The organism is Proteus sp. LHD240705, assembly GCF_047921555.1.
Classification (GTDB): domain Bacteria; phylum Pseudomonadota; class Gammaproteobacteria; order Enterobacterales; family Enterobacteriaceae; genus Proteus.
In genome coordinates, this window is record NZ_JBLRMI010000006.1 from 158,341 (window position 1) to 179,296 (window position 20,956).

Here is a 20,956-nt window from a genome sequence, read left to right on the forward strand (position 1 = left end):
CATGAAAAAGGCGCATTGGCTTACTCTTATTCTCAGCGGTTTAATTCTAACAGCACCAACAAGTGCTGAAGAGAAAAAGCCGCTATTACAAGAGGGTAAAAAAACCCTCTATCAACGTGTATTAACTTATCCAGGTTGCCAAGTTGCTGACAAGATTGGCGCAACAGGAAAAGAGCAACCTGCATTTAGCCGTTTTTATGTTTATCAGCGTCAAAGACAAGGCGCCAATGAGTGGCTACAAGTTGGCCCTGATAGCTTAGGTCATATTAGCGGTTGGATGAATGCAAGTTGTACATCAGAGTGGAAAATGCAGTTAACTCTCGCATTTACTAACCCTGCGGGTCGTAACCCAATGCTGTTTTTCAAAGATAAGCAAACGGTTGAAAGCTTACTTGAAAGTCCAACCCCTGAAAAACAGTACAAGCCCTTTTTAGCAGATATCAAAAACCAAAAAGTGAATCCGGCTGTTTTAGCAAAAGAGCCTGATTATATGATTGATCAGAAAAGTAATTTCTATCTACTGCCTGTATTAGGCTCAGATGAAGTCTTTACTGATGCTGGCTATAAAGTGCGAGTGCTCAATGTGGCTTCTGTCTCTTCACAAACCAAAGACAGCAAAGACGCACAGAATGCGAATGCTACTGCAAACAGTGCAAAACCAACAACACCTAACAGCAAAGATGCTGACAATATGATGCAAGGTTTTTCTGCCGCAGTAGTGTTTGTTATCGACTCAACAATATCAATGGATCCTTACATTGATAGAACCAAAGAAGCGATTCAAAAGGTTTACGCACAAGTCGAAAAAGACAACATGTTGGATAAGGTCAAATTTGGTTTAGTGGCATTTCGCTCTAATATCAAAGCCGTTCCTGCATTGGAATACGACAGCAAAATGTTTGTTAATCCCAATGATGTCAAAGATGGCCCTGACTTCCTCAATAAAGTCAAAGAATTACGCCAAGCGAAAGTCTCAAGTAGCCGTTTTGATGAAGATGCTTATGCGGGTGTAATGCAAGCCCTTGATGATGTTGATTGGACACGCTTTGGTGCGCGTTACGTTATTTTAATCACCGATGCAGGCGCATTAACGGGAGATGATCCTCTTTCATCAACTAAGCTCGATGCTGAACAAATTCGCCAAGAAGCCGCTTATCGCGGTGTTGCACTTTATACACTGCATTTAAAAACACCATCAGGTGCAAAAAATCACGCTTCTGCACAAGCACAATATGAGGCGCTAACGCTCAATCCTTTCTTACACAAATCGCTTTACTACCCGATTAATTCAGGGGATATCAATAGCTTTGGTCGGATGGTCGATAGCCTAGCAACCGCTGTAACCACTCAAATTCAAACGGCTTATCGTGGTGAAGCGGCTGTGGGTAGCGCACTAAATGCTGATCCTGCTTATAGCAAAGACAAAGAAACAAACACCTTACTTAACGATGCGCACGATTTAGGGTATGCCATGCGTTTAGCCTATTTAGGTGAAAAACAAGGCACTAAAGCACCACCTGTGTTTAAAGCATGGATAAGCGACCGTGATTTATTGCAGCAAAATATCCCAACCACAGAAGTACAGGTCTTATTGACTAAAAGTGAGTTGAGTGATTTAAGCGATGTCATGAAAAAAATCGTTAATGCTGCTAATGAAGGTTTGATCTCTCCAGACAATATGTTTGCGGATTTGCGTTCGATTGCCGCCACAATGGGTAACGATCCAAACCAAATCAAACAAGGTTCAGCAACCAAATTAGGCGAAATGGGCTTACTCGGTGAATACGTCGAAAACCTCCCTTACTTAAGTGAGGTGCTTGGTTTAGATGAAGAAACGTGGAAAAGCTGGGATGGCCTTGAGCAAGAGAAATTTATCCGCCGACTCAATACGAAGTTGCAATATTATCAACGCTATAACGAAGATGTTGATCGTTGGATATCCCTTGCACCACAAAGCGATCCTCGCGATCACGTTTATCCTGTTCCACTGGAAAACCTGCCTTAATGATCCAGATTGAAGGCATGGCAATTACGCGTGGTGATGCGCAACACGGCTTTCGTGTTGCGCTTCCTTCATTGACCCTTGAGAAAGGGGAAATCGGCGCACTAACTGGCTTAAGCGGTTGCGGTAAAAGCACCTTATTGGAAATGTTCGGGCTGATTTTACGTCCCGATGAATTAACCCATTTTCAACTCGGTGATGATTTAATTATCACGCAAGCGGTGTTGAATAATGAACAAGCGCAACTCTCATCATTACGTGCTGAGAAATTGGGTTTTATGCTCCAAAGTGGCGGGTTACTTCCCTTTTTAACCGTCATGCAAAATATCCAATTACCTCGTAAAATGTTGGGATTAACACTGCACTCTTCTTGGCTTGATCACGCTATTGATCATCTGCAATTACGCCCCTTGCTTAATCGCCTTCCTCGCCAGCTCTCCATTGGTGAACGTCAACGCGCTGCGTTTATTCGCGCAATCGCCCATGAGCCAGCTTTATTACTTGCCGATGAGCCAACGGCCGCTCTCGATCCCCATAATGCACAAGCGCTATATGCATTGATTGTGGAGATGGTAAAACAACTCGATATCTCTGCGCTGGTTGTTAGTCACGATTGGTCTTTAGTCGAGCGTTTTGGCTTCAGCCACTATCACGCACAACTAGAAGGAGGCGGTAGTGTCTTTATCAAACAATAGCGCCAATCCTAATCGCCTTGGCTTACTCAGTTCACTCGCTTGGCGAGACTTAATTTATGATCGCAAAGTCGCTCTCTGTATTGTGTTCTCTTTAGTCTCAGTTATTGCACCACTGTTACTGCTATTTGGACTAAAAAACGGCATTGTGACGCAGCTTCACAACCAACTGCTAAATGATCCTCGTAACCTTGAAATACGTATGTTAGGCAATGGTAATTATCCACAAAGTTGGTTTAATGAGATTGCACACAAAGAAGAGGTTCGTTTTGTTATCCCATTAACTCGTAGCTTAAACACACAAGCCGATATTGTGATTGATGGGCAACATTTTATTGATAATGCGGAAATTATTCCGACAGCAGAAAACGATCCGTTATTAGAAGGTGTGGCTATTCCCAAAAATGCAGACACCTTAGTACTTTCGTCCAATGCCGCTCAAAAACTACAAGCAAATGTCGGCGATAGTGTGCGCTTATTTATCAGCCGTAAACTTAATGGCGTTAATGAGCGCGCCAAACGCACCTTTACTGTTGGCGCCATTATCAGCGATAGCAAATTTCCAAGAGCGGCCGCTTTTGTTTCTCTTGATGTTTTAGTGGCAATGGAAGATTACCGAGATGGTTATCAAACGCCGCTTTTTGGCATAACACAAGGCACTGAAGCGAAACCAAGAACTCAATTTGCTAAAGCTCGCCTTTATGCAAAAAATTTAGATGCCATTGCACCACTAGATGATTGGTTTAGACAACAACACATTGATGTGATGACACAAAAAAGCCAAATAGAGTCTGTAAAAGCCATCAGCTACGTTCTTAACGTTATTTTTTCCGTGATTGCTTGGGTATCACTATTAGGCTGTATTGCCTCATTAATTGGCGCCTTCCTTGCCAATATTGATCGCAAACGTAAAGACATGGCAGTACTACGCCTATTGGGTTTTCGTCAATTTGCAGTTTCTTTATATATTGTGTTGCAAGCGCTGTTATTAACGAGTGTTGCCTTTATTTTAGCCCTTGGGCTTTATGGTATCGGTAGCACCTTATTTACCACATTATTAGGCACACATTTACCTGAACAATCCTTTGTCTGTCAGTTAACATTCTGGGATTTATTGATTGCCATGTGCAGTGCCTTACTTGTGGCTTTAGTGGTGGCAAGTATTGGTGCATTACGTGCCGTTTCGATTGAACCTGCGGAGAGCTTACGTGAAATTTAATTTATCACTTCTAACTTTATCATTCGCGCTGTTATCTAGCAGTTTTACCGCATCTGCCAAATGGGATGATAAATTCGTTAACCCAAAAGCTTTGCCTGATGATGTGATCTTGCCTTTTCCTTGTGAAGGTTCAATGGTCTTTCGCCAAGTCACTATTCCATTAAGCCAACCACTACAAGACTACAGTGTGACATTAGGGCAAGAAGGCGATGAATGGGGTTATTTGGAACAATCACGAGCAGAACATATTGCGGGTAGCTTTCCATTAAAAGGTAAAGAGAAAGGCCGTTACTACCTTATGGCAAAATACCCCGTTACCGATCTGCAATATAACGCCATGCAGAGCGTGATTAACGGTAAAGAGTGCCCTGTTGCGTCAAATAAATTACGTTTACCAAAAGTGAATATCAGTTGGTATGAAGCAATGCAATTTGCAGACCAATATAACCAATGGTTAAGAAGCAAACATCCCGAAGCACTACCTGTTGAAGATGGCGCAAAAGGTTTTGCAAGATTGCCGACAGAAACGGAGTGGGAATTTGCGGCGCGTGGTGGCTTAAAAGTGTCTGCCTCAGAATTTCGTGATATGCGCTTCCCGATGCCAGAAGGCACCAAAAACTATATTTGGTCTGCGGGCAGTCAATCTGCGAATGGCTCTTTACAGTTAACCGGTTTGTTATCGCCTAATCCACTAGGCTTACATGACATGCTCGGTAATGTCGCTGAAATGATGTTTGAACCCTTTAGATTAAACAAACTCGACCGCTTACATGGGCAAGCTGGTGGCTTTATTGTGCGTGGTGGTAGTTATCTCACCCCAGAAAGCGATATGCGCAGTTCATGGCGTCAAGAAGAGCCTTATTACACCAATACCGGTGCAAATAAAAACAAATACACAGGCTTTCGTTTAGCGATTGTCGCGCCAGCATTGACATCGAGAGACAAAATCAAAGAGATCGAAAAAGAGTGGCAACAACTGGGCAATGAGAAGCCCGCTAACGATAAATCAAAAACCAATAGCGATAACTCGATTAATAGCCTAAATACACTCTCAACCCAGGTGCAAGATGAAGCACTGAAAAAGCAGTTAGCTGAATTGAAAAATACATTACGCGCAAATGCCCAACTGCGTGATGAGCAACGAGATCAAGCTATCCGCACATCACTGCAATTGGGTGCATTTTTATGTACCAAATTAAAAGATGATGGCGAGTTCTACGACAGATTAATTGCATTACATGAAAAAAATTGTCCTGCGGGCACAAAAGATGCCACTTGCGAACGACGCCAAGAGCAAGTTAACGAACATAAGAAAACCCTCGACTTTGTCGTGAGTTATTACGCAGACACATTAGTGGATATGGCAACAACTTATGATGCCTCTTTGGTGAAACCACAAATTGACGTTGTACGCCAATTGATGGAAGCCAGAGGAAAATCAAATTTAAATACGTACCTTTCAACGTATATGCAGGGACTCCAAGGATATTGGGCTAACGGTAAAGTTTCACGGAACGAATGGCTTGAAGCGTGCAAAAAACAATAACAGAGACTTGGGATAATAGGTGTGGTATGAACAAACAACTTATGGCAGTACTTGGCATTAGTGCTGTGCTTGCCCTATCAGGATGTCAAAGTAATAGCGGTACTGACCCTCGTTTGAAAAATAACAGTGATATGGAGTTTTTCAGCAAATCAGGCATTACGGCTTGTGCGGGTGGTGCAGCGATTGGTGCATTAGGCTGTTTAGTCTCAAACTCCAGCAATAAAGGCGCATGTATGCTTATTGCTGCAGTTGCGGGTTGTGGTGTCGGTATTGGTGCAAATGCCTATTTAGACAATAAACGCCAAAACTATGCGACAAAAGAAGAGATGCTCAATTCAATGATTGCTGATATTCGAAATGAAAATCAGCGTTTACAGAGTGCCTCTAACACAGCGAAAGCGGTTATTGCTGATGATAAAAAAGCCATTGCAAAAATTCAGCAAGAAATGAAACAACAACGTTTAAATAAAGAAGCTGCAGAGAAACAACTGAAAGGTATTGATGCCAATATTGCAGCACTGCGTTCTCGTTTAGCAGATATGAAAAAACGTGAAGGTGAGTGGCGAGATATTGCAGCGCAGAGTCGTCAAGATGGCTTAAAAACAGCGCAACTTGATAAACAAATCGATGGGATGAAGAAGCAAGTGACCTCTTTACAAGAAGAACTTGATAGTCTTTATACTCAACGGACAGCAATAAAGCTTAGTTAACGTTAAAAAGGATGATAATGAAATTTTTACCTCTTTCCCTTGTTGGCATGACCTTACTATTAAGCGGTTGTGTCACCAATCCCGCTGATTGTGATCCAACAACGGGTGATGTCAGTATAATTACTAAGTTTAACTGTAATTATTCAGGGACTTACGACAATCGTGTCGAGCAAAAAAAAGCTATTCTCGCTAATGAGAAAGCATTAAATACAGAGTTTAAAGCCGTTCTTGCTGCCATTGAGAAAGAAAAGCAACAAACCAATGCCTCTCTCAAAAGTCAGCAAGCTAGCCAACAAGCATTAAACCAATCAATGAATAATCTGTTAAATCAAATTCGCCAAAAAACGAAAGGGCAAAATGATATTCAAAAACAGATCAATGAAATTGACAAACAAATGAAAGCGGCACAAAACAATCCATCAAAATCAGTGATGGAAAAACAACTTGAATTAGAGAACTTACAAAATCAAGTCATTAACCTACAAAGTGATTTAGGTCTTAAATAAGCCTAAAAAGGCTCTCTATTATTATTTAGAGAGCCTTTTTATTTAATTCCATTCTTATTTTTTATTTATTTTCATAGTGATTTATATTATCAAAATATTATTTATATAATCTTAATAACAACTAATAGACCTCTTTAATAAAACAACCGCATTTAAGCTAACGTGTTATTTTTTATTCCATTTGAAATGGACTCATCATTATAATTCCATCGCTTAATAATACATTCTTATTATTTAAATTATGGGATATAACTAATGAAAACAAAATTACTATCAACTTTATTTATTACTGGTTTATTGGCTACATCTTCGGCTTATGCTCAAAATGAGATTAAATTAGATAAAACAACACTTTCAGCGGGTTACGCACAACTTAAAATGGAAGGACAAAACCCTATGCATGGTGGTTCTCTCTCTTTACGCCAAGAGCTGAATCAGCAGGTTGGTATTTTAGCCACCGCAACTTATGCACAAAATGAATATGACTTAGATAAGCCAGTTAAAAAAGTACTGCGTGATATTAATGCCCGCTATTATTCTGTTATGGCTGGCCCTACATTACGTTTAAATGATTTTTTCAGTGTCTATGGTGTTGCAGGTATTAGCCAAATACAATTTAAGAATATCGCTGATAAAGATATCGCACAAAACAAAATCAAGAAGAATGCCTTTAGTTGGGGTGCGGGTATCATTATTAATCCTACTGAAATGCTATCTATGTCTGTGGGTTATGAGAATAGCCGCTATAAAATGAATGAATTAAGCAGTAACCGTTTAGTCATGGATGGTTTTATTGCCAATATTGGTTATCGCTTTTAATTAAATTATTATGACTTAATAAAAACACTTAAAAACAAAAAGCCTCTGCTTTATAAAAACAGAGGCAAATTAACGCAAAAAAGACCCACACTAGGGAATAACACAGACACCGATTGTCTAAACAACTTTCTAAATCATTTTATTAAATCTTGATAAGTGCCTAGCTGATAACCTCGTTCCTCAATCGCTTGTTTTAACGTGATATCTGTTAATACTTCAAGCTCCGTTAAGCGCTGAAAGCAATAACCACTTGCACGTAACGAATTATCAATAAAAGCAGGATGTGTCATCACTTCAAGAGAGTGCTCACGACGTGCTTTTGATTCATCAAGCACCTTTAAAAATAAAGCCTGTGTGATTTCATCACCATAAAACTGGCTATCGAAACCCTCACTACTGATCACACCTTGAGTATCAATGCCCTCTTTTTGCGCTAAAGGTCTATCAACGCGCATTGGTAACGATTTTTCTTTGGCAAATTCCGCCACAATAGGAAAAATTTGCTTGAACATATGCACATGATGATGGCTATCAATATGGTCTGGTTCACAACCAAAGATCTCAATAAAACGCTGATATTGAGCGCTAAGCTCAACACGTATTTCATCAAGTGGCAAATTGCCCTCTTCTGCCATTTGCCAGACCCATTTCCCTAGCACACCTTCACGCGTTAAAGAAGATAAAGGAGACAGCGGTTTACCCATCGTCAACGTAAAATGAAGCCCAACACCTAATCCAGGCAACTCATGACGCAATTGTGCTGCATGTTTAATTCCTTCAGCATTGACAAGTGCCGTTGTTGAGCTAACCACGCCATGACGAAAACACTCTGCAATACCGTAGTTTTGACCTTTACTTAGCCCGAAATCATCCGCATTCACAATTAATAAACCAGCCATTCTGTCTCCTTATTACTTATTTTTATCTACTGACAATTAATGAGAGGCTTTTTCTAACTCAGCAATTGCTTTGGCAAAATTAGGTAGATGTGCTTTATGTGCTAATAACATTTCACGCGTAAGTACTTCTGCATCTTTATCTGAAAGTACTAACGGTGTTAAGTTCATCGCTAATAAAGCATCATTTAATTCGCCACTAATAGCCGCTTTGCTGGCCGCGATTTCAAAGGCTTTGATGGTATGAATTAATCCCATCACTTTTTCATCAAAATGTGTTAAACGAGGATGAGGTTTAGCGCCATCACGCCCTAAAATAGCAGTCACTTCAATTGACCAATCTGCTGGAATATTATCGATATGACCATGATGTGGAATATTCACATAATGCTCAGCTTGTTTATCATTATAAATAGCATTAATCACTTCACAGGCTGCATCAGAATAATAAGCACCACCACGTAATTCCAACTCTTTCGGTTTGATATTTAAATCAGGATCTTTATACAATTCAAACAATTGTTTTTCGACTTTTTGTACTACTTTAGCGCGAGCACCGCCTTTATAGTATTCACCCATTTCAATAGCTAACATCTCTTTTTGCTTGAAGTAATACAGCAAATAAGAGCACGGCAGCATATTAAGAGAGCGGATCAAGCCTTCACTAAATGGTAGATCAAAAATATTTTTCACAGAGCCCGCGGTTAATGTTCCTGAAGCCACGCCATCTAATAATTCAGGGAAGCGAGACTGACCATTTACAATAACGTCTTTAATAAACACCATATGATTTAAGCCAAATAAATCAATGGAGAGTTCATCTTTATTCGTCAGGTTAAGAACATCTGTAATAAACATCTTCATACCGATTGGAATATTACAAACCCCAATAAACTTCTTAAAATTGGTATGGCGATAAACGGCTTCTGTCACCATGCCAGCTGGATTCGTAAAGTTGATGATCCACGCATTAGGGCAAATCTCTTCAACATCCTTAATAATATCGAAAATAACAGGGATAGTGCGTAAACCTTTAAATAGCCCACCAGCACCATTGGTTTCTTGCCCTAAATAACCATGACTTAAAGGAATTGATTCATCAAGCTCTCTTGCTTTCAATTGACCAACACGCAATTGTGTTGTGACAAAATCAGCGTCTTTTAATGCTTCACGGCGATTAAGTGTTTTATAAATGGTTAAAGGAATATCCGCCTTTTTTACCATGCGTTGGCAAAGCTCAAAAATAATATCAAGCTTCTCTTGCCCTTCTTCAACATCCACTAACCATAATTCAGTGATGGGTAGTTCATGATAACGCTTAATAAAACCTTCTAGTAATTCAGGCGTATAACTGCTTCCACCACCAATGGTAACTACTTTTAATTTATGACTCATAAAATACTCCCATACAGCGTAATAGTGCTGTTATTTGTGTATTAATGGCGAAATTAAGGCGTAAAGAGCCATGAAGAAAATAAGCTTATTTTCTTCTTTCTCTCTATTTTCGATAAAATTAATCTTTATTGTTGATTAATTTCTTACGCTTAATAATGAATTAGTTTGTTTCTTTAATACTGTATAAATTTTTTCGATAACTATTTGGAGTCAGCGAAGTTATTTTCTTAAATGTCTTAATAAATAAACTTGGGCTGCTGTAACCTGCATCAAAAGCAATATCTGTTATCGAATAGTTTGTAATTTCCAATTGTTTTTTCGCAAAATTAATTCGAATATCATGAATAATTTGCATGGGTGTTTTATCGTAATAACGCCGAGTTGCTCGGGTTAAATATTCTTGTGATTTCCCTGATAACATCACCATATTCGCCAATGCATTTTCACCAAATTTTTGTTTGTCATGCATCTCGCTTACCGTGTCTTTCAGCCATAAGGGAATATCGTCTTGTGTTCTATTTTCTCGATGGTGTCGTAATCTATTCACCACATTAAAGGTGATAATTTCAATAAACTCATTAAATTCGGTATGGCGGAAATTCAGTGATCCAACAACCGATTCAATATAGGAAAGAAACTCATTTTTTAATTCATAAACTTGTGAGGCAACAAAATAAGAAGGCAGTAATGAGAGATAATGTTTATCAAAAAAGGCTTTGCTAATACCCACATTGAGAATACGAGTTGCACCAAATTCATAAAAACTTTGATGATGAGAACCAATGGGAATAAAAACAAAATCACCACGTTCGAGTAAAATCTTTTTACCATTTATCTCTTGATAATAGCGCCCTGTTAATACAATGGTGAATTCATAATAGTCATGCTGATGCAATCCACTAACACTTTCTGTTTTATTATAAATAAAGACATGAAAGTTTTTGCCATTAAATAGCTGATCTTCATAGACCATGCGTATTTCGCTTTGCGCTCTCAATGACTCCACCACTGTATTCATCTTATTTTATCTTCTCATGTAACTCGATTAATTCTGTCACCAACTCTCTGGCTAACATTGATGTCATTAAATGATCTTGCGCGTGAACTAATACCAAACTGACTTTCGTTTTTCCTACACCTTGGTCATCACCAATTAAACGAGTCTGTATTTTATGTGCTTCATTTAATGCTTCGCGAGATTGTTCCATTAATTTTCTCGCGCCATCAAAATCACCTTCTTTGGCTTTTTTTAACGCGCCATAAGCCACACTACGAGCTTGGCCTGAGTTAATGATAAGCCCCATAATGATCTCTTCAAATTCATCATCGGTTGCACTGCTATCAACAGCATTTTCAATATCTAACATCATATTTCCTCTTTGACACTGCAAGTGCAGAGAAGCCTCTGCACTTGTGTTTTCTATCACTTAAAATTTCAACGCATTGGCAATATCTTCTTCACTTTCTTCTTTTTCAATTTCAGTTTGCGCTTTATTTGAAATAATCACGAAAGGCAGATAAATCAGTGTGGCAACACCCAAGTTAAACAGTGCTAATAACAGTGCCGCAATACTACCGTTGGTATTAAAGAAAGCACCTAGTCCGGTTGGCATTGTCCACGGCGCAATATTTGTCACTGGTGGGATTATCCCTAAGTAATAAGCCGTCACCGTAATCGCAGCAAGAATAGGCTGAATAAGAATAAATGGAATAAACATCACTGGGTTCATAATCACAGGCAGACCAAAAATAATCGGTTCGTTAATTTGGAATAAACCTGCTGGTAATGCCAGTTTTGCCACTTGGCGATGATCGGCACGACGAGATGCGATAAAGATAGCCAGAATAAGTCCCAGTGTTGCCCCTGTACCGCCTAAGAAGATAAAGGAGTCTAACATTGGTTTTGCCCAGAGGTGGAACGTCTTACCCGCTGCCAGTGCCGCTTCCACTGAACCGTATTCGGTGTAAATTGACACGTTCTCTAACGCCCAAGGCGTCATAATGCCACTATCAAGTGCAGCAAGAGCGAGTGATCCATGAATACCAAAGAACCACAGTAGAGAAGTGAAGATAACATAAGCCCAACCAACCACAGATCCCATTGATGCTAATGGTGTTGAGATAGAATCTAAAATAATTTGATGGAAGTTCGTTTCATACGTTGCTAATCCCCACGAAACAATCCCCATGACTGATAAAATAATAAAGCCTGGAATTAATGCAGAGAATGAACGTGAAACAGATGCGGGTACGCTATCTGGTAAACGGATTACCCAGTTACGACGCACAATAAAGGTAAACATTTCAGCCACAACAAGACCAATAATGATACCTGAAATGATATTTGCCCCGCCTAACCAATTAGCGCCGACTGCATAAGCACCACCTGCGTTATAAGGTGTTACTGTCATAAAGGCTGCAATGGAAAGTAAACCTGCTGCAATCGGGTCAACTTTACGCTCTTCTGCTAATGCCATTCCGATAAAGAACGGTGCCATCAACGACATTATACCCAATGTACCATTATAGACATTTCCCCCGATGGCTTTAAAACCATTGAGCGTTTCTATTGTTGATGCATCAAGGCGGATACCTAAAGAATAAAAGAAGGAGCCATCACCAAAACTAAGAAAAACGTTATTGATAAGTACAAACATTGCCCCTGCAAGGGTTAATGGCATTAAACGAATAAAGCCATTTTTAATCGCATTAACGTGAGGTTGCTTTCCAATTTTAACCGCAAAAGGAAGGAGTACCTTTTCAAGTGAACCAATAAACTTACTCATAGAAAAATACCCTTAAAATGCCGCTAATTGCTCGGCTTGCTGAAAAATTCGCTCTTTGACTGGAATAGAAATAATAAAAAAATAAAAAATAGAATTAATTTGTTGTTGCAGATGCTTTTTTAATAGAGGCGACAGCGGCTTTTAACACACCTAAGCCATCTACTTTTCCGTATAACAAAGAATCGATCACTTCGACCGGTTTATTAGGGAGTAATTTTTGGATATCAGGCAACATCCAGCTAATTTGTGGACCCAGTAAAATCAGATCCGCATCCTGTCCTTTTTGTGCTGCTAAGGTTTCAGGAAATGCTTCAATGACCACAGGCACCTCATATTTTTCTGCTTGTGCTCGCATTTTGGTCACGAGAAGAGATGTTGACATGCCAGCAGAACAAAATAAGTAAATATATTTCTTTTGCATAAAACCCTCTTGAGTTGGCAACGATTTACCCTAGAGATAACAAGGCTTTCTCTTGTGCATTCATTACTGTGTCAGTACAGAAACCGAAGTAAGATTAAAATAAGGATTGTTTCTGCTTGAATGAAGTATACGCAATGATACTGGTTAACGATATTTCTTATAGGTTCAGAATTGTCTCTCCTTGACCTACTCTTTTGACACTCTTCACAAATTGAGCAAATAATCTTAAGAGTTCTTTCACGTCACGAAATTTGTCTTTCTGATTAACACTTATGACTACTCGCAAAATTTCGCCATTTTAGTCAAGTTAATTCTTTATTATTATGAGAATGTGAATTAGTATCATTACTCTTTATATTTTTGATGGTATTATCGTCTTCTTTGTGGATCGATATTTAGGCCACTGCTGTAAAGATCCGTGTTATTTCGTGTTGCAACAATATGGGAAAGAGAATGTTTAAAAAGTCATTAAGCCCACTGTTCTTACTGCTTTCTTCACTTGTTATCGCAGGTTGTGATAACGCTCAAGACACATCAACAACACAATCAGCAGAGAAACAAACTCTCACGATTGAACATTTCCAAGGGACAACTGAAATCCCTGCACACCCACAAAAAGTGGTTGTGATGAATATGGAAACCCTCGATATTATTGATGCATTAGGTGTTTCTATTGTTGGTCTTCCACAAACGAATGTTCATTTACCAAAATTCTTAGAGAAGTACACCAATCCGAACGATTACATCAATGAAGGTGCCTTATTTGAGCCAAACTATGAAAAGCTCAGCACAACAGCGCCTGATTTAATTTTAAGTGGTAGCCGTGCGCGTGATGCTTATCCTAAATTAAGTGAAATTGCACCTGCGATTTCAATGGATATCGATCCTAAGCGTTTCATTGAAAGCCTTGCTGAACGCACAACCACATTAGGTCAAATTTTTGGTAAAGAAGAGCAAGCTAAAAAATTATTGGCTGATTTCAATAGCAAAATTGCTACCGTAAAATCAAAAACCCCAGATGCGGGTAAAGCAATGGTGGTTTTAGTCAGTGGCGGTAAAATTTCAGCTTATGGGCCAGGCTCTCGCTTTGGCTTTATCTATGATGTATTAGGTTTTGAACCCGCTTATGTTTTTGATAGCCCAGGTTCACACGGCAACATCGTTAACTCTGAATTACTGTTAAAACTTAACCCAGATTGGCTGTTTGTCATTGACCGTGATGCAGCAATTGGTCGTGAAGATTCACAACCTGCTCAACAAGTTCTCGATAACGCACTGGTAAGAAAAGTAAACGCTTGGAACAAAGACCAAGTTATCTATCTTGATTCAAGCTCTATTTACATTTCAGGCGGGATCCAAACTTACTCTCGCTTAATGGATACCATTAATCAGGCGTTGGATCAGAAAAAATAAAATAATCGAATGAAAACGTTCCATTTATCATTGGGGATAGGGATTGTTGCTATCCTCTCAATGATCAGTCTATTTGTCGGCGCAGGAGATATTACTCCTGCTTCGCTTTTTTCTGATCCCGATATGCGCGATATCTTCTTTATCAGCCGTGTGCCAAGAACCCTATCATTATTACTCGCTGGTGGTGCCATTAGTGTTGCAGGTTTAATCATGCAACTACTCACTCAAAACCGCTTCGTTGAACCTTCTCTTGCAGGAACAACACAATCTGCAAGTCTTGGCTTATTAGTTGTCATGTTGCTCTTTCCAGCCGCTGGCATCTTTACCAAAATGATGGTTGCAACTATTTTTGCCCTTCTTGGTACTTTGTTATTTATGTTGCTTTTGCAAAGGATCACCTTAAAAACAACACTAATAGTACCTTTAGTGGGCATTATGCTCAGTGCAGTTATTGGCGCACTCACCATCTTCTTAGCGGTATATTTCGATTTACTGCAATCATTAGATGCATGGACAAGTGGCGATTTCTCAAGTGTGTTACAAGGCCGTTATGAGCTGTTATGGCTTGTCGGTGCGCTAGCAATCATGGCGTGTTGGGTAGCTGATAGCTTTACTGTTGCCGGAATGGGGCGTGAATTTTCCATTAACGTGGGACTCAATTACCGCAAAGTGATGATCATTGGGTTATCCATTATTGCACTGATTAGTGGTGTTGTGGTTTCCGTTGTCGGCGCATTACCTTTCCTCGGCTTAATTGTGCCCAATCTGGTGAGCTTAGTAATGGGCGATAACATCCGCAAAACCATTCCTTGGGTTTGCTTGAGTGGTGGTGCAATTGTTTTACTGTGTGATGTGATTGGTCGCCTTATTCGCTACCCATTTGAAATTCCTGCCAGCGTTATTTTAGGCGCAGTGGGTGCCGTTATTTTCCTTTTCTTAATATTAAAGCAGCAACGTTATGCAAAAAGTTAATTCATCCATAATTAGCAAATGTACTGGCGCTGTCGAACATAAGAAAACGCGCCTCTCACCTATGTCTCGTATTTGGTTATTATTAGGGGCATCGTTATTATCCATTGTGTTATTTATGACGATAAACCTAAACGGCAATATCTCTTATATTCTGACTCACCGTGCTTATATTGTACTTACAATGATTGTGGTAGCGTTTGCCGCTGGTGTTTCCACGATATTGTTTCAAACTATCGCGAATAACCGTATTTTGACACCCTCACTTATGGGGTTAGAAGCCCTGTTTGTATTACTACAAACTGTGTTTATTTTCTTTGAAGGGGATATGCCTACCTCGTGGATGTTGAACCTATCAAAGTTCTTCTTAGAATCGACATTGCTGGTGCTATTTTCTGTTGTGCTCTATCGTTGGTTGTTTAGTTCGGTACGCTTTAACATTAACTTAGTCCTGATGATCGGGATTATTTTAGGCACTTTATTTCGTAGTTCAGCTACGCTATTACAACGTTTGATGGATCCCAATGAGTTTTCCGTCTTACAAAGTCGTATGTTTGCCACTTTCACCCGTGCAACGCCTGATCTTATCTTTTGTGCCTTAGCCATGATTGTGGTTGTCGGTGTTTTACTTTGGCGTATGCGTTATAGCTTTGATGTCATGGCATTAGGACAAGCCAATGCCATTAACCTCGGTATTAATTACCGCAAACAAACCACTTATATTCTGTTACTGATTTCTATTCTAGTGGCTGTATCAACAGCGTTAGTGGGTCCGTTAACCTTCTTAGGGTTAATTGTCGCTAACCTCGCTTATCATATCAGTGGCAGTAGCCAGCACCGTTTCTTGATGCCCGTAGCCTTCCTACTGGGCACTATTGCCTTAATCGGTGGGCAACTGGTTTTAGAATATGGCTTAAAAATGACAGGAACACTTTCTGTTGTGATTGAGTTTGTCGGTGGGATGTTCTTTATCTATTTGGTGTTAAGAAGACTTTAATATGATTGAAATCAGCAAAATATCAAAACGTTATCAAGACACGACCGTTCTCGATAATATTACAACAACAATTCAACGTGGCGGTATTACTTCGATCATAGGCCCTAATGGCGCGGGTAAATCCACACTACTTTCTGTTATTGGACGTCTATTACTTCCTGAAAGTGGCATGGTGAGCGTTAATGGTATGGATGTTGCTGCAACTGATAGCGATGTTCTTGCTAGAAATCTTTCAATACTGCGCCAAGAAAACCAGTTTGTTAGCCGTTTAACCGTAGAAGAATTAGTTGGCTTTGGTCGCTATCCTTACAGCAAAGGTCGTTTAACGCTCGATGATAAAAAAGTCATTGATGAGTCATTAGACTTTTTAAATTTGACTGAATTTCGTCACCGTTATCTAGATGAATTATCGGGTGGGCAACGTCAACGTACCTATGTTGCGATGGTGCTATGCCAAGACACAGAATATGTCATGCTTGATGAACCACTGAATAATCTTGATATGAAGCATGCAGTAATCATGATGAAACTTCTGCGAAAAGCAGCAGATGAATTAGGAAAAACCATTATTATCGTTATTCATGATATCAATTTTGCTTCTGTTTATTCTGACTATATTTTAGCCATGCGTAACGGACAACTGTATTATCACGGTTCACCAAAAGAGATCATGAAAGCAGAGATTATCGAAGATATTTTCGATACACCCGTTGACGTTAAAGAGCTAGATAATAAGCTAATTGCTATGTATTACTAATTACAATGTATTACTAATTCCATTTAGCCCTATTATCTTCAATAAAAAGCATGTTGTTCTTCTCATTAACAACATGCTTTTTTATTGCCTTTTCCCTTGCTGAAGTAACTCTGAATCAATATCTTCAAAGATAGATTGCCATTCGTTATCATCAATATCCATTAATCCAAAATAGCGCAGTAAAAAAGTGCCTTCTGTCGCTAAAAATGCCAATCTTGCCCGTTTTCCAGCTTCTGTTGTCATATCTACACCTGCTAATCGTTGCTGATACCACTCTTTTGTACTTTGTAGATATTCAGGCGTTTGCAGCAATGCTGCCATCAAACTCGCTCCTTTAGCAAAAGAGACTTTGTCATGATTATGAGTGGCATGAATATGTGCAGTGACTCGATTTTCAGGTGAGTTATCGTTTTCAACGATTTTTTTAAATTGCGTTTCATAACTGCCTTCCCAGTGCTCAAACATCGCATCAATCATTGCTTCTTTGCTACTAAAACAGTATTGAACGCCCCCTTTTGAGATCCCCATTTTTTTTGCAACAGTATCAATCGTTAATGCTGCCGCTCCTTGCTCCATGACAATGTCGAAGATAGCTTCTAACAATTTTTCTCTATCAATGGTTCTTTGACGTCCCATAAAAAAAACCTCTTTTCAATACGTTCGTATGGATTTGTATTATAGCCGCTAGTAAAAATAATACACATAAAAATAACTGAGATTTCTATGATAAAAGATTATAAACGTTGGATAGTATTACTTTTGGTATCTAGCATGCTGTTTCTCATTGTTGTTGATGTAACCGTGCTTTATACCGCATTGCCACGTTTAACTTATGATTTAAACGCAAGTGCTTCAGAAAAACTTTGGATAATGAATGCTTATCCATTAATTGTTGCTGGATTATTACCCGCAGCAGGTATGCTAACCGATAGAATTGGTCATAAAACGCTGTTTATCTGTGGTCTTCCTCTTTTTGCGATTGCCTCTCTATGTGCTGCTTTCTCACCGACAGCAACCACTTTAATTGCTTCTCGAGGTTTTTTAGCCGTGGGTGCCGCAATGAGTATGCCTGCAACACTATCAATCGTGCGCCAAGTTTTTAGCGATCCACAAGAACGAGCTATTGCGATTGGCATTTGGTCTGCGGTTGCTTCTGGCGGAGCTGCTTTAGGGCCTTTAATTGGTGGCATGTTACTTGAACATTTTTGGTGGGGTTCTGTCTTTTTAATTAACGTCCCTATTGTGCTTATTGTCTTACCGTTCTCTATTTGGCTTATTCCTAAGTTTTCGGGATATGGTGATCATAAAATTGATTATTTAAGCTCAGTACTCATTTTAGTGGGTTTGATCAGTACTATTTATGCCTTAAAAGAGATAGGAAAACCTTATACACAGTGGAATGAAGCGACGATTGCCGCCATTATTGCCGTAGTTTTCCTCACTCTATTTACTCTACGCCAACGTAAACAGACTCACCCGATGATTGACTTTAGGTTATTTAAAAACCGCTTTTTTAGTATCGGTATTTTAATGGCCGTACTTTCTATGGTGATCATTGTAGGCATTGAATTATTGCTTAGCCAGCGTTTACAGCTTGTTGCGGGTTTTACTCCACTGAATGCAGCGCTGGTCATTTTACCTATTCCTATTGGCTCTGTACTTGCTTCTCCCTTGGCAGGTTATTTCTTGGTGCGTTTAGGTGAAGTTCGCTTAATTATTGCTGGATTTATGCTTACTTTGGTGGGAAATCTGTGGTTAATTGCTGTTTATCAAACAACATCTCCAATGGTGTTAATCGGTAGCTTATTCTTAATCGGCTTTGGTTTAGGTATTATCTTTACCTCGGCATCTACGTCAATTATGTTGAGTGTCGCAGATAGGCAAGCGGGAATGGCGGCATCAATTGAAGATGTAGCTTATGAGCTCGGTAGTGTGATTGGTGTGACATTTATGGGCAGTTTGATGAGTACCGTGTACACCTTAAAACTGATATTACCTGACTCATTAACAATTGATGATGCGGTATATGACAGTTTAGATGAGGCTCTTATTGTGGCAGAAAAATTGCCAAATGACATGGCTTCTCTTGTGATATCTCAAGCAAATATCGCCTTTGAAAATGCCTTTTTTGTCGTGCTAACCGCGACCGCAATTATTACGGCACTTAGCTTAGTGGTTCTACCTTATTGTTTACGGAATGAGGTGCGAAAGTAAAATTGTTTTGATAATAGCTATTTGCACATTTTTGTAGAAATTAAAGGACAGTTATCTCCTAGGTGACGTTGTTTTCTGTCACGACTTTGTTTACCTGAAAGAAACTGTCGTTTAAAAATTGCATAAATTTTTAAACCATTCGAATATTCAATAGTTGGATTTTCTTCAGACTCAGTTGTTAACCAATCAGAGCAATCATGTTCCACAATAACACATTGTTCTTTAAGAATTAATCCCACAAACATATCTCTATACTAAAAGAGAGCAAAGTATAAAAGAGATAAAATAATAGAACTATCTTCTAAAGAAGATATTTATTAAGAATACTATTCCTACTTATTTAAATAAAATTAACATCTAACTTAAAATAAGAGTATATTTATTTTTAAACTCAAAAATTATCTATATTTAATTTAATTAGAGAATTATTTTATTATTCATATTAAAACCGATCAATATCCAATGCATCCATACTAAAATGAGAAGGCGATTGTCCCATCTGTTTTTTAAACATTGTTGAGAATGAGCCAGCGCTGTTATAACCCAAATCAAAGGCAATCTCGGTAATACCGCGTCCTGATAAGATTTGTGTTAATGAATTTAATAAACAGACTTGCTGTCGCCATTGTGAAAATGACATTCCTGTTTGCTGACGAAAAAATCGGCTAAAAGAGCGCTCACTTTTATGTAATTTATCTGCCCACTGTTGCGGTAAAGAATCTATTTTAGGATTACGGATAAAATCACGGCATAATTTAGCTAATTTACTGTCTTGTGGAATAGGCGCAAAAAACGGTAATGGTTTTGCTTTCGATAATTCACATAGGATTAACTGCATTAAAAGACCATCTCGCCCTTTTTTGTCATATTCCGCAGGTACATCAACAGCTTCAAGTAACAACTGACGAAAGAGAGGAGAAACACTTAACACTTCACACTGTTTACTGTGACGAGGAGCAGCAGAAGGCTCGATATACAAGCTTCGCGTACTCACATCTAACATACGAGTTTCATGCCCTGTTTCTGGCGGTATCCATACGCCACAAGACGGTGGAATAACCCACTCACCATCATTGGTACTCACTTCAATTAAGCCTGTGGCAGGATATAAAAATTGAGCTCGACGATGTTGATGCGTTTCTAACAACGTATTAGGCAGATAGTCTGTACCTAGCGCAATAACATCTCGGTCAAGTGAATCAACGCTTTTTAAAGGTACATTTCTCACAATTTAAACCACTCTCTTTTTATTTTCTTCCTTTTAATATAGCAGTTATCCCACGCTCTACACACTGGCAAATAATAACCTATATAATTAAAATCGTTATATATTTAAATATATAGCTAAAATACCTTATGCGAAATTTCAACCTTCTTGATATCTATTTAACAAACCCTATTAACAATCAAAAAACGAGCTTTTAACACCTCTCGTAAATAGGCTGAAATTCAAATGTCATTGTCTGGTTTTAGAATGTTGGCAAAAGATTAATCAACTACTATCCCTCTCGCAGAGGTTATTTCGAGCATTCTGCAATTATCTATGCATTCAATAATAATGCAGCGGATACCAGACATTCCCTTTATTCATAGCCTAGAAAAAACACGCACATT

Annotated in this window: 20 protein-coding genes and 1 pseudogene; 12 read left to right on the forward strand and 9 right to left on the reverse strand. The window is 39.0% G+C overall.

Features of this window, described 5'->3' with window-relative positions; translation table 11 throughout:
• Nucleotide 1 precedes the first annotated feature (1 nt).
• The 7 genes from ACNART_RS12815 (at nt 2) to ACNART_RS12845 (ending at nt 7,494) form a co-directional block, all read left to right on the forward strand.
• On the forward strand, nt 2-2,005 hold the full coding sequence (locus ACNART_RS12815) for a vWA domain-containing protein (RefSeq protein WP_198632425.1): 2,004 nt from the start codon (nt 2-4) through the stop codon (nt 2,003-2,005).
• Nucleotides 2,005-2,697, forward strand: a complete 693-nt coding sequence (locus ACNART_RS12820; protein WP_232797605.1) for an ABC transporter ATP-binding protein — start codon at nt 2,005-2,007, stop codon at nt 2,695-2,697. The genes ACNART_RS12815 and ACNART_RS12820 overlap by 1 nt, the downstream gene beginning before the upstream one ends.
• Entirely contained in the window at nt 2,678-3,913 is a 1,236-nt protein-coding gene (locus ACNART_RS12825; RefSeq protein ID WP_198626277.1) for an ABC transporter permease, read from the forward strand. The genes ACNART_RS12820 and ACNART_RS12825 overlap by 20 nt, the downstream gene beginning before the upstream one ends.
• A complete protein-coding gene (locus tag ACNART_RS12830) occupies nt 3,903-5,459 on the forward strand; it encodes a formylglycine-generating enzyme family protein (RefSeq protein ID WP_198620114.1) in 1,557 nt (518 codons plus the stop codon). Before ACNART_RS12825 ends, ACNART_RS12830 begins: the two co-directional genes overlap by 11 nt.
• A gap of 26 nt (nt 5,460-5,485) precedes the next feature.
• Nucleotides 5,486-6,169, forward strand: coding sequence for a hypothetical protein (locus ACNART_RS12835; protein WP_109373735.1), 684 nt, complete (start codon nt 5,486-5,488; stop codon nt 6,167-6,169).
• A 17-nt stretch (nt 6,170-6,186) separates the two neighbouring features.
• Nucleotides 6,187-6,675, forward strand: coding sequence for a hypothetical protein (locus tag ACNART_RS12840; RefSeq protein WP_232797604.1), 489 nt, complete (start codon nt 6,187-6,189; stop codon nt 6,673-6,675).
• Between the two features lie 255 nt (nt 6,676-6,930).
• Nucleotides 6,931-7,494 (forward strand): Ail/Lom family outer membrane beta-barrel protein, encoded by a 564-nt coding sequence (locus ACNART_RS12845; protein ID WP_198620115.1) that lies wholly within the window; start codon nt 6,931-6,933, stop codon nt 7,492-7,494.
• A gap of 134 nt (nt 7,495-7,628) precedes the next feature.
• On the opposite strand, the gene chbG is transcribed toward ACNART_RS12845, so the two are convergent.
• The 6 genes from chbG to ACNART_RS12875 form a co-directional block, all read right to left on the reverse strand.
• Nucleotides 7,629-8,393, reverse strand: a complete 765-nt coding sequence (gene chbG / locus ACNART_RS12850) for a chitin disaccharide deacetylase (RefSeq protein ID WP_198620116.1) — start codon at nt 8,391-8,393, stop codon at nt 7,629-7,631.
• A 36-nt stretch (nt 8,394-8,429) separates the two neighbouring features.
• Entirely contained in the window at nt 8,430-9,785 is a 1,356-nt protein-coding gene (locus tag ACNART_RS12855) for a 6-phospho-beta-glucosidase (protein ID WP_368927517.1), read from the reverse strand.
• Between the two features lie 160 nt (nt 9,786-9,945).
• Entirely contained in the window at nt 9,946-10,803 is an 858-nt protein-coding gene (gene chbR / locus ACNART_RS12860; protein ID WP_198620118.1) for a transcriptional regulator ChbR, read from the reverse strand.
• A 1-nt stretch (nt 10,804) separates the two neighbouring features.
• Nucleotides 10,805-11,152, reverse strand: a complete 348-nt coding sequence (chbA, locus tag ACNART_RS12865) for a PTS N,N'-diacetylchitobiose transporter subunit IIA (RefSeq protein WP_088494268.1) — start codon at nt 11,150-11,152, stop codon at nt 10,805-10,807.
• A 60-nt stretch (nt 11,153-11,212) separates the two neighbouring features.
• Nucleotides 11,213-12,571, reverse strand: coding sequence for a PTS N,N'-diacetylchitobiose transporter subunit IIC (chbC, locus tag ACNART_RS12870; protein ID WP_023583173.1), 1,359 nt, complete (start codon nt 12,569-12,571; stop codon nt 11,213-11,215).
• Between the two features lie 94 nt (nt 12,572-12,665).
• Nucleotides 12,666-12,992, reverse strand: coding sequence for a PTS sugar transporter subunit IIB (locus ACNART_RS12875; RefSeq protein ID WP_069369489.1), 327 nt, complete (start codon nt 12,990-12,992; stop codon nt 12,666-12,668).
• Between the two features lie 453 nt (nt 12,993-13,445).
• On the opposite strand from ACNART_RS12875, the gene ACNART_RS12880 reads away from it, so the two are divergent.
• From ACNART_RS12880 to ACNART_RS12895, 4 genes are read left to right on the forward strand one after another with little or no spacing between them, the layout of a single operon-like run.
• The gene (locus ACNART_RS12880; RefSeq protein ID WP_198620120.1) at nt 13,446-14,405 is read left to right on the forward strand and encodes a siderophore ABC transporter substrate-binding protein; all 960 of its coding nucleotides are present in this window, start codon (nt 13,446-13,448) and stop codon (nt 14,403-14,405) included.
• Nucleotides 14,406-14,414: 9 nt separating this feature from the next.
• Nucleotides 14,415-15,377 carry an ABC transporter permease gene (locus ACNART_RS12885; protein WP_198632427.1) on the forward strand — a complete coding sequence of 321 codons (963 nt, stop codon included), beginning with the start codon at nt 14,415-14,417 and terminating at the stop codon, nt 15,375-15,377.
• On the forward strand, nt 15,364-16,371 hold the full coding sequence (locus tag ACNART_RS12890) for an iron chelate uptake ABC transporter family permease subunit (RefSeq protein WP_198632428.1): 1,008 nt from the start codon (nt 15,364-15,366) through the stop codon (nt 16,369-16,371). Before ACNART_RS12885 ends, ACNART_RS12890 begins: the two co-directional genes overlap by 14 nt.
• A gap of 1 nt (nt 16,372) precedes the next feature.
• A complete protein-coding gene (locus tag ACNART_RS12895; RefSeq protein WP_196533912.1) occupies nt 16,373-17,128 on the forward strand; it encodes an ABC transporter ATP-binding protein in 756 nt (251 codons plus the stop codon).
• Between the two features lie 81 nt (nt 17,129-17,209).
• Here the strand turns inward: ACNART_RS12895 and ACNART_RS12900 are convergent, their stop codons facing one another.
• Nucleotides 17,210-17,764 carry a TetR/AcrR family transcriptional regulator gene (locus ACNART_RS12900; protein WP_198620121.1) on the reverse strand — a complete coding sequence of 185 codons (555 nt, stop codon included), beginning with the start codon at nt 17,762-17,764 and terminating at the stop codon, nt 17,210-17,212.
• Nucleotides 17,765-17,851: 87 nt separating this feature from the next.
• Between ACNART_RS12900 and ACNART_RS12905 the strand changes: the two genes are divergently transcribed.
• A complete protein-coding gene (locus ACNART_RS12905) occupies nt 17,852-19,342 on the forward strand; it encodes an MFS transporter (protein ID WP_198626273.1) in 1,491 nt (496 codons plus the stop codon).
• 38 nt (nt 19,343-19,380) lie between these two features.
• On the opposite strand, the pseudogene ACNART_RS12910 reads toward ACNART_RS12905, so the two are convergent.
• Nucleotides 19,381-19,581: pseudogene (locus ACNART_RS12910) on the reverse strand (hypothetical protein); the annotation flags it as partial.
• 203 nt (nt 19,582-19,784) lie between these two features.
• Nucleotides 19,785-20,570, reverse strand: coding sequence for an AraC family transcriptional regulator (locus ACNART_RS12915; RefSeq protein WP_198620123.1), 786 nt, complete (start codon nt 20,568-20,570; stop codon nt 19,785-19,787).
• Nucleotides 20,571-20,956 lie beyond the last annotated feature (386 nt).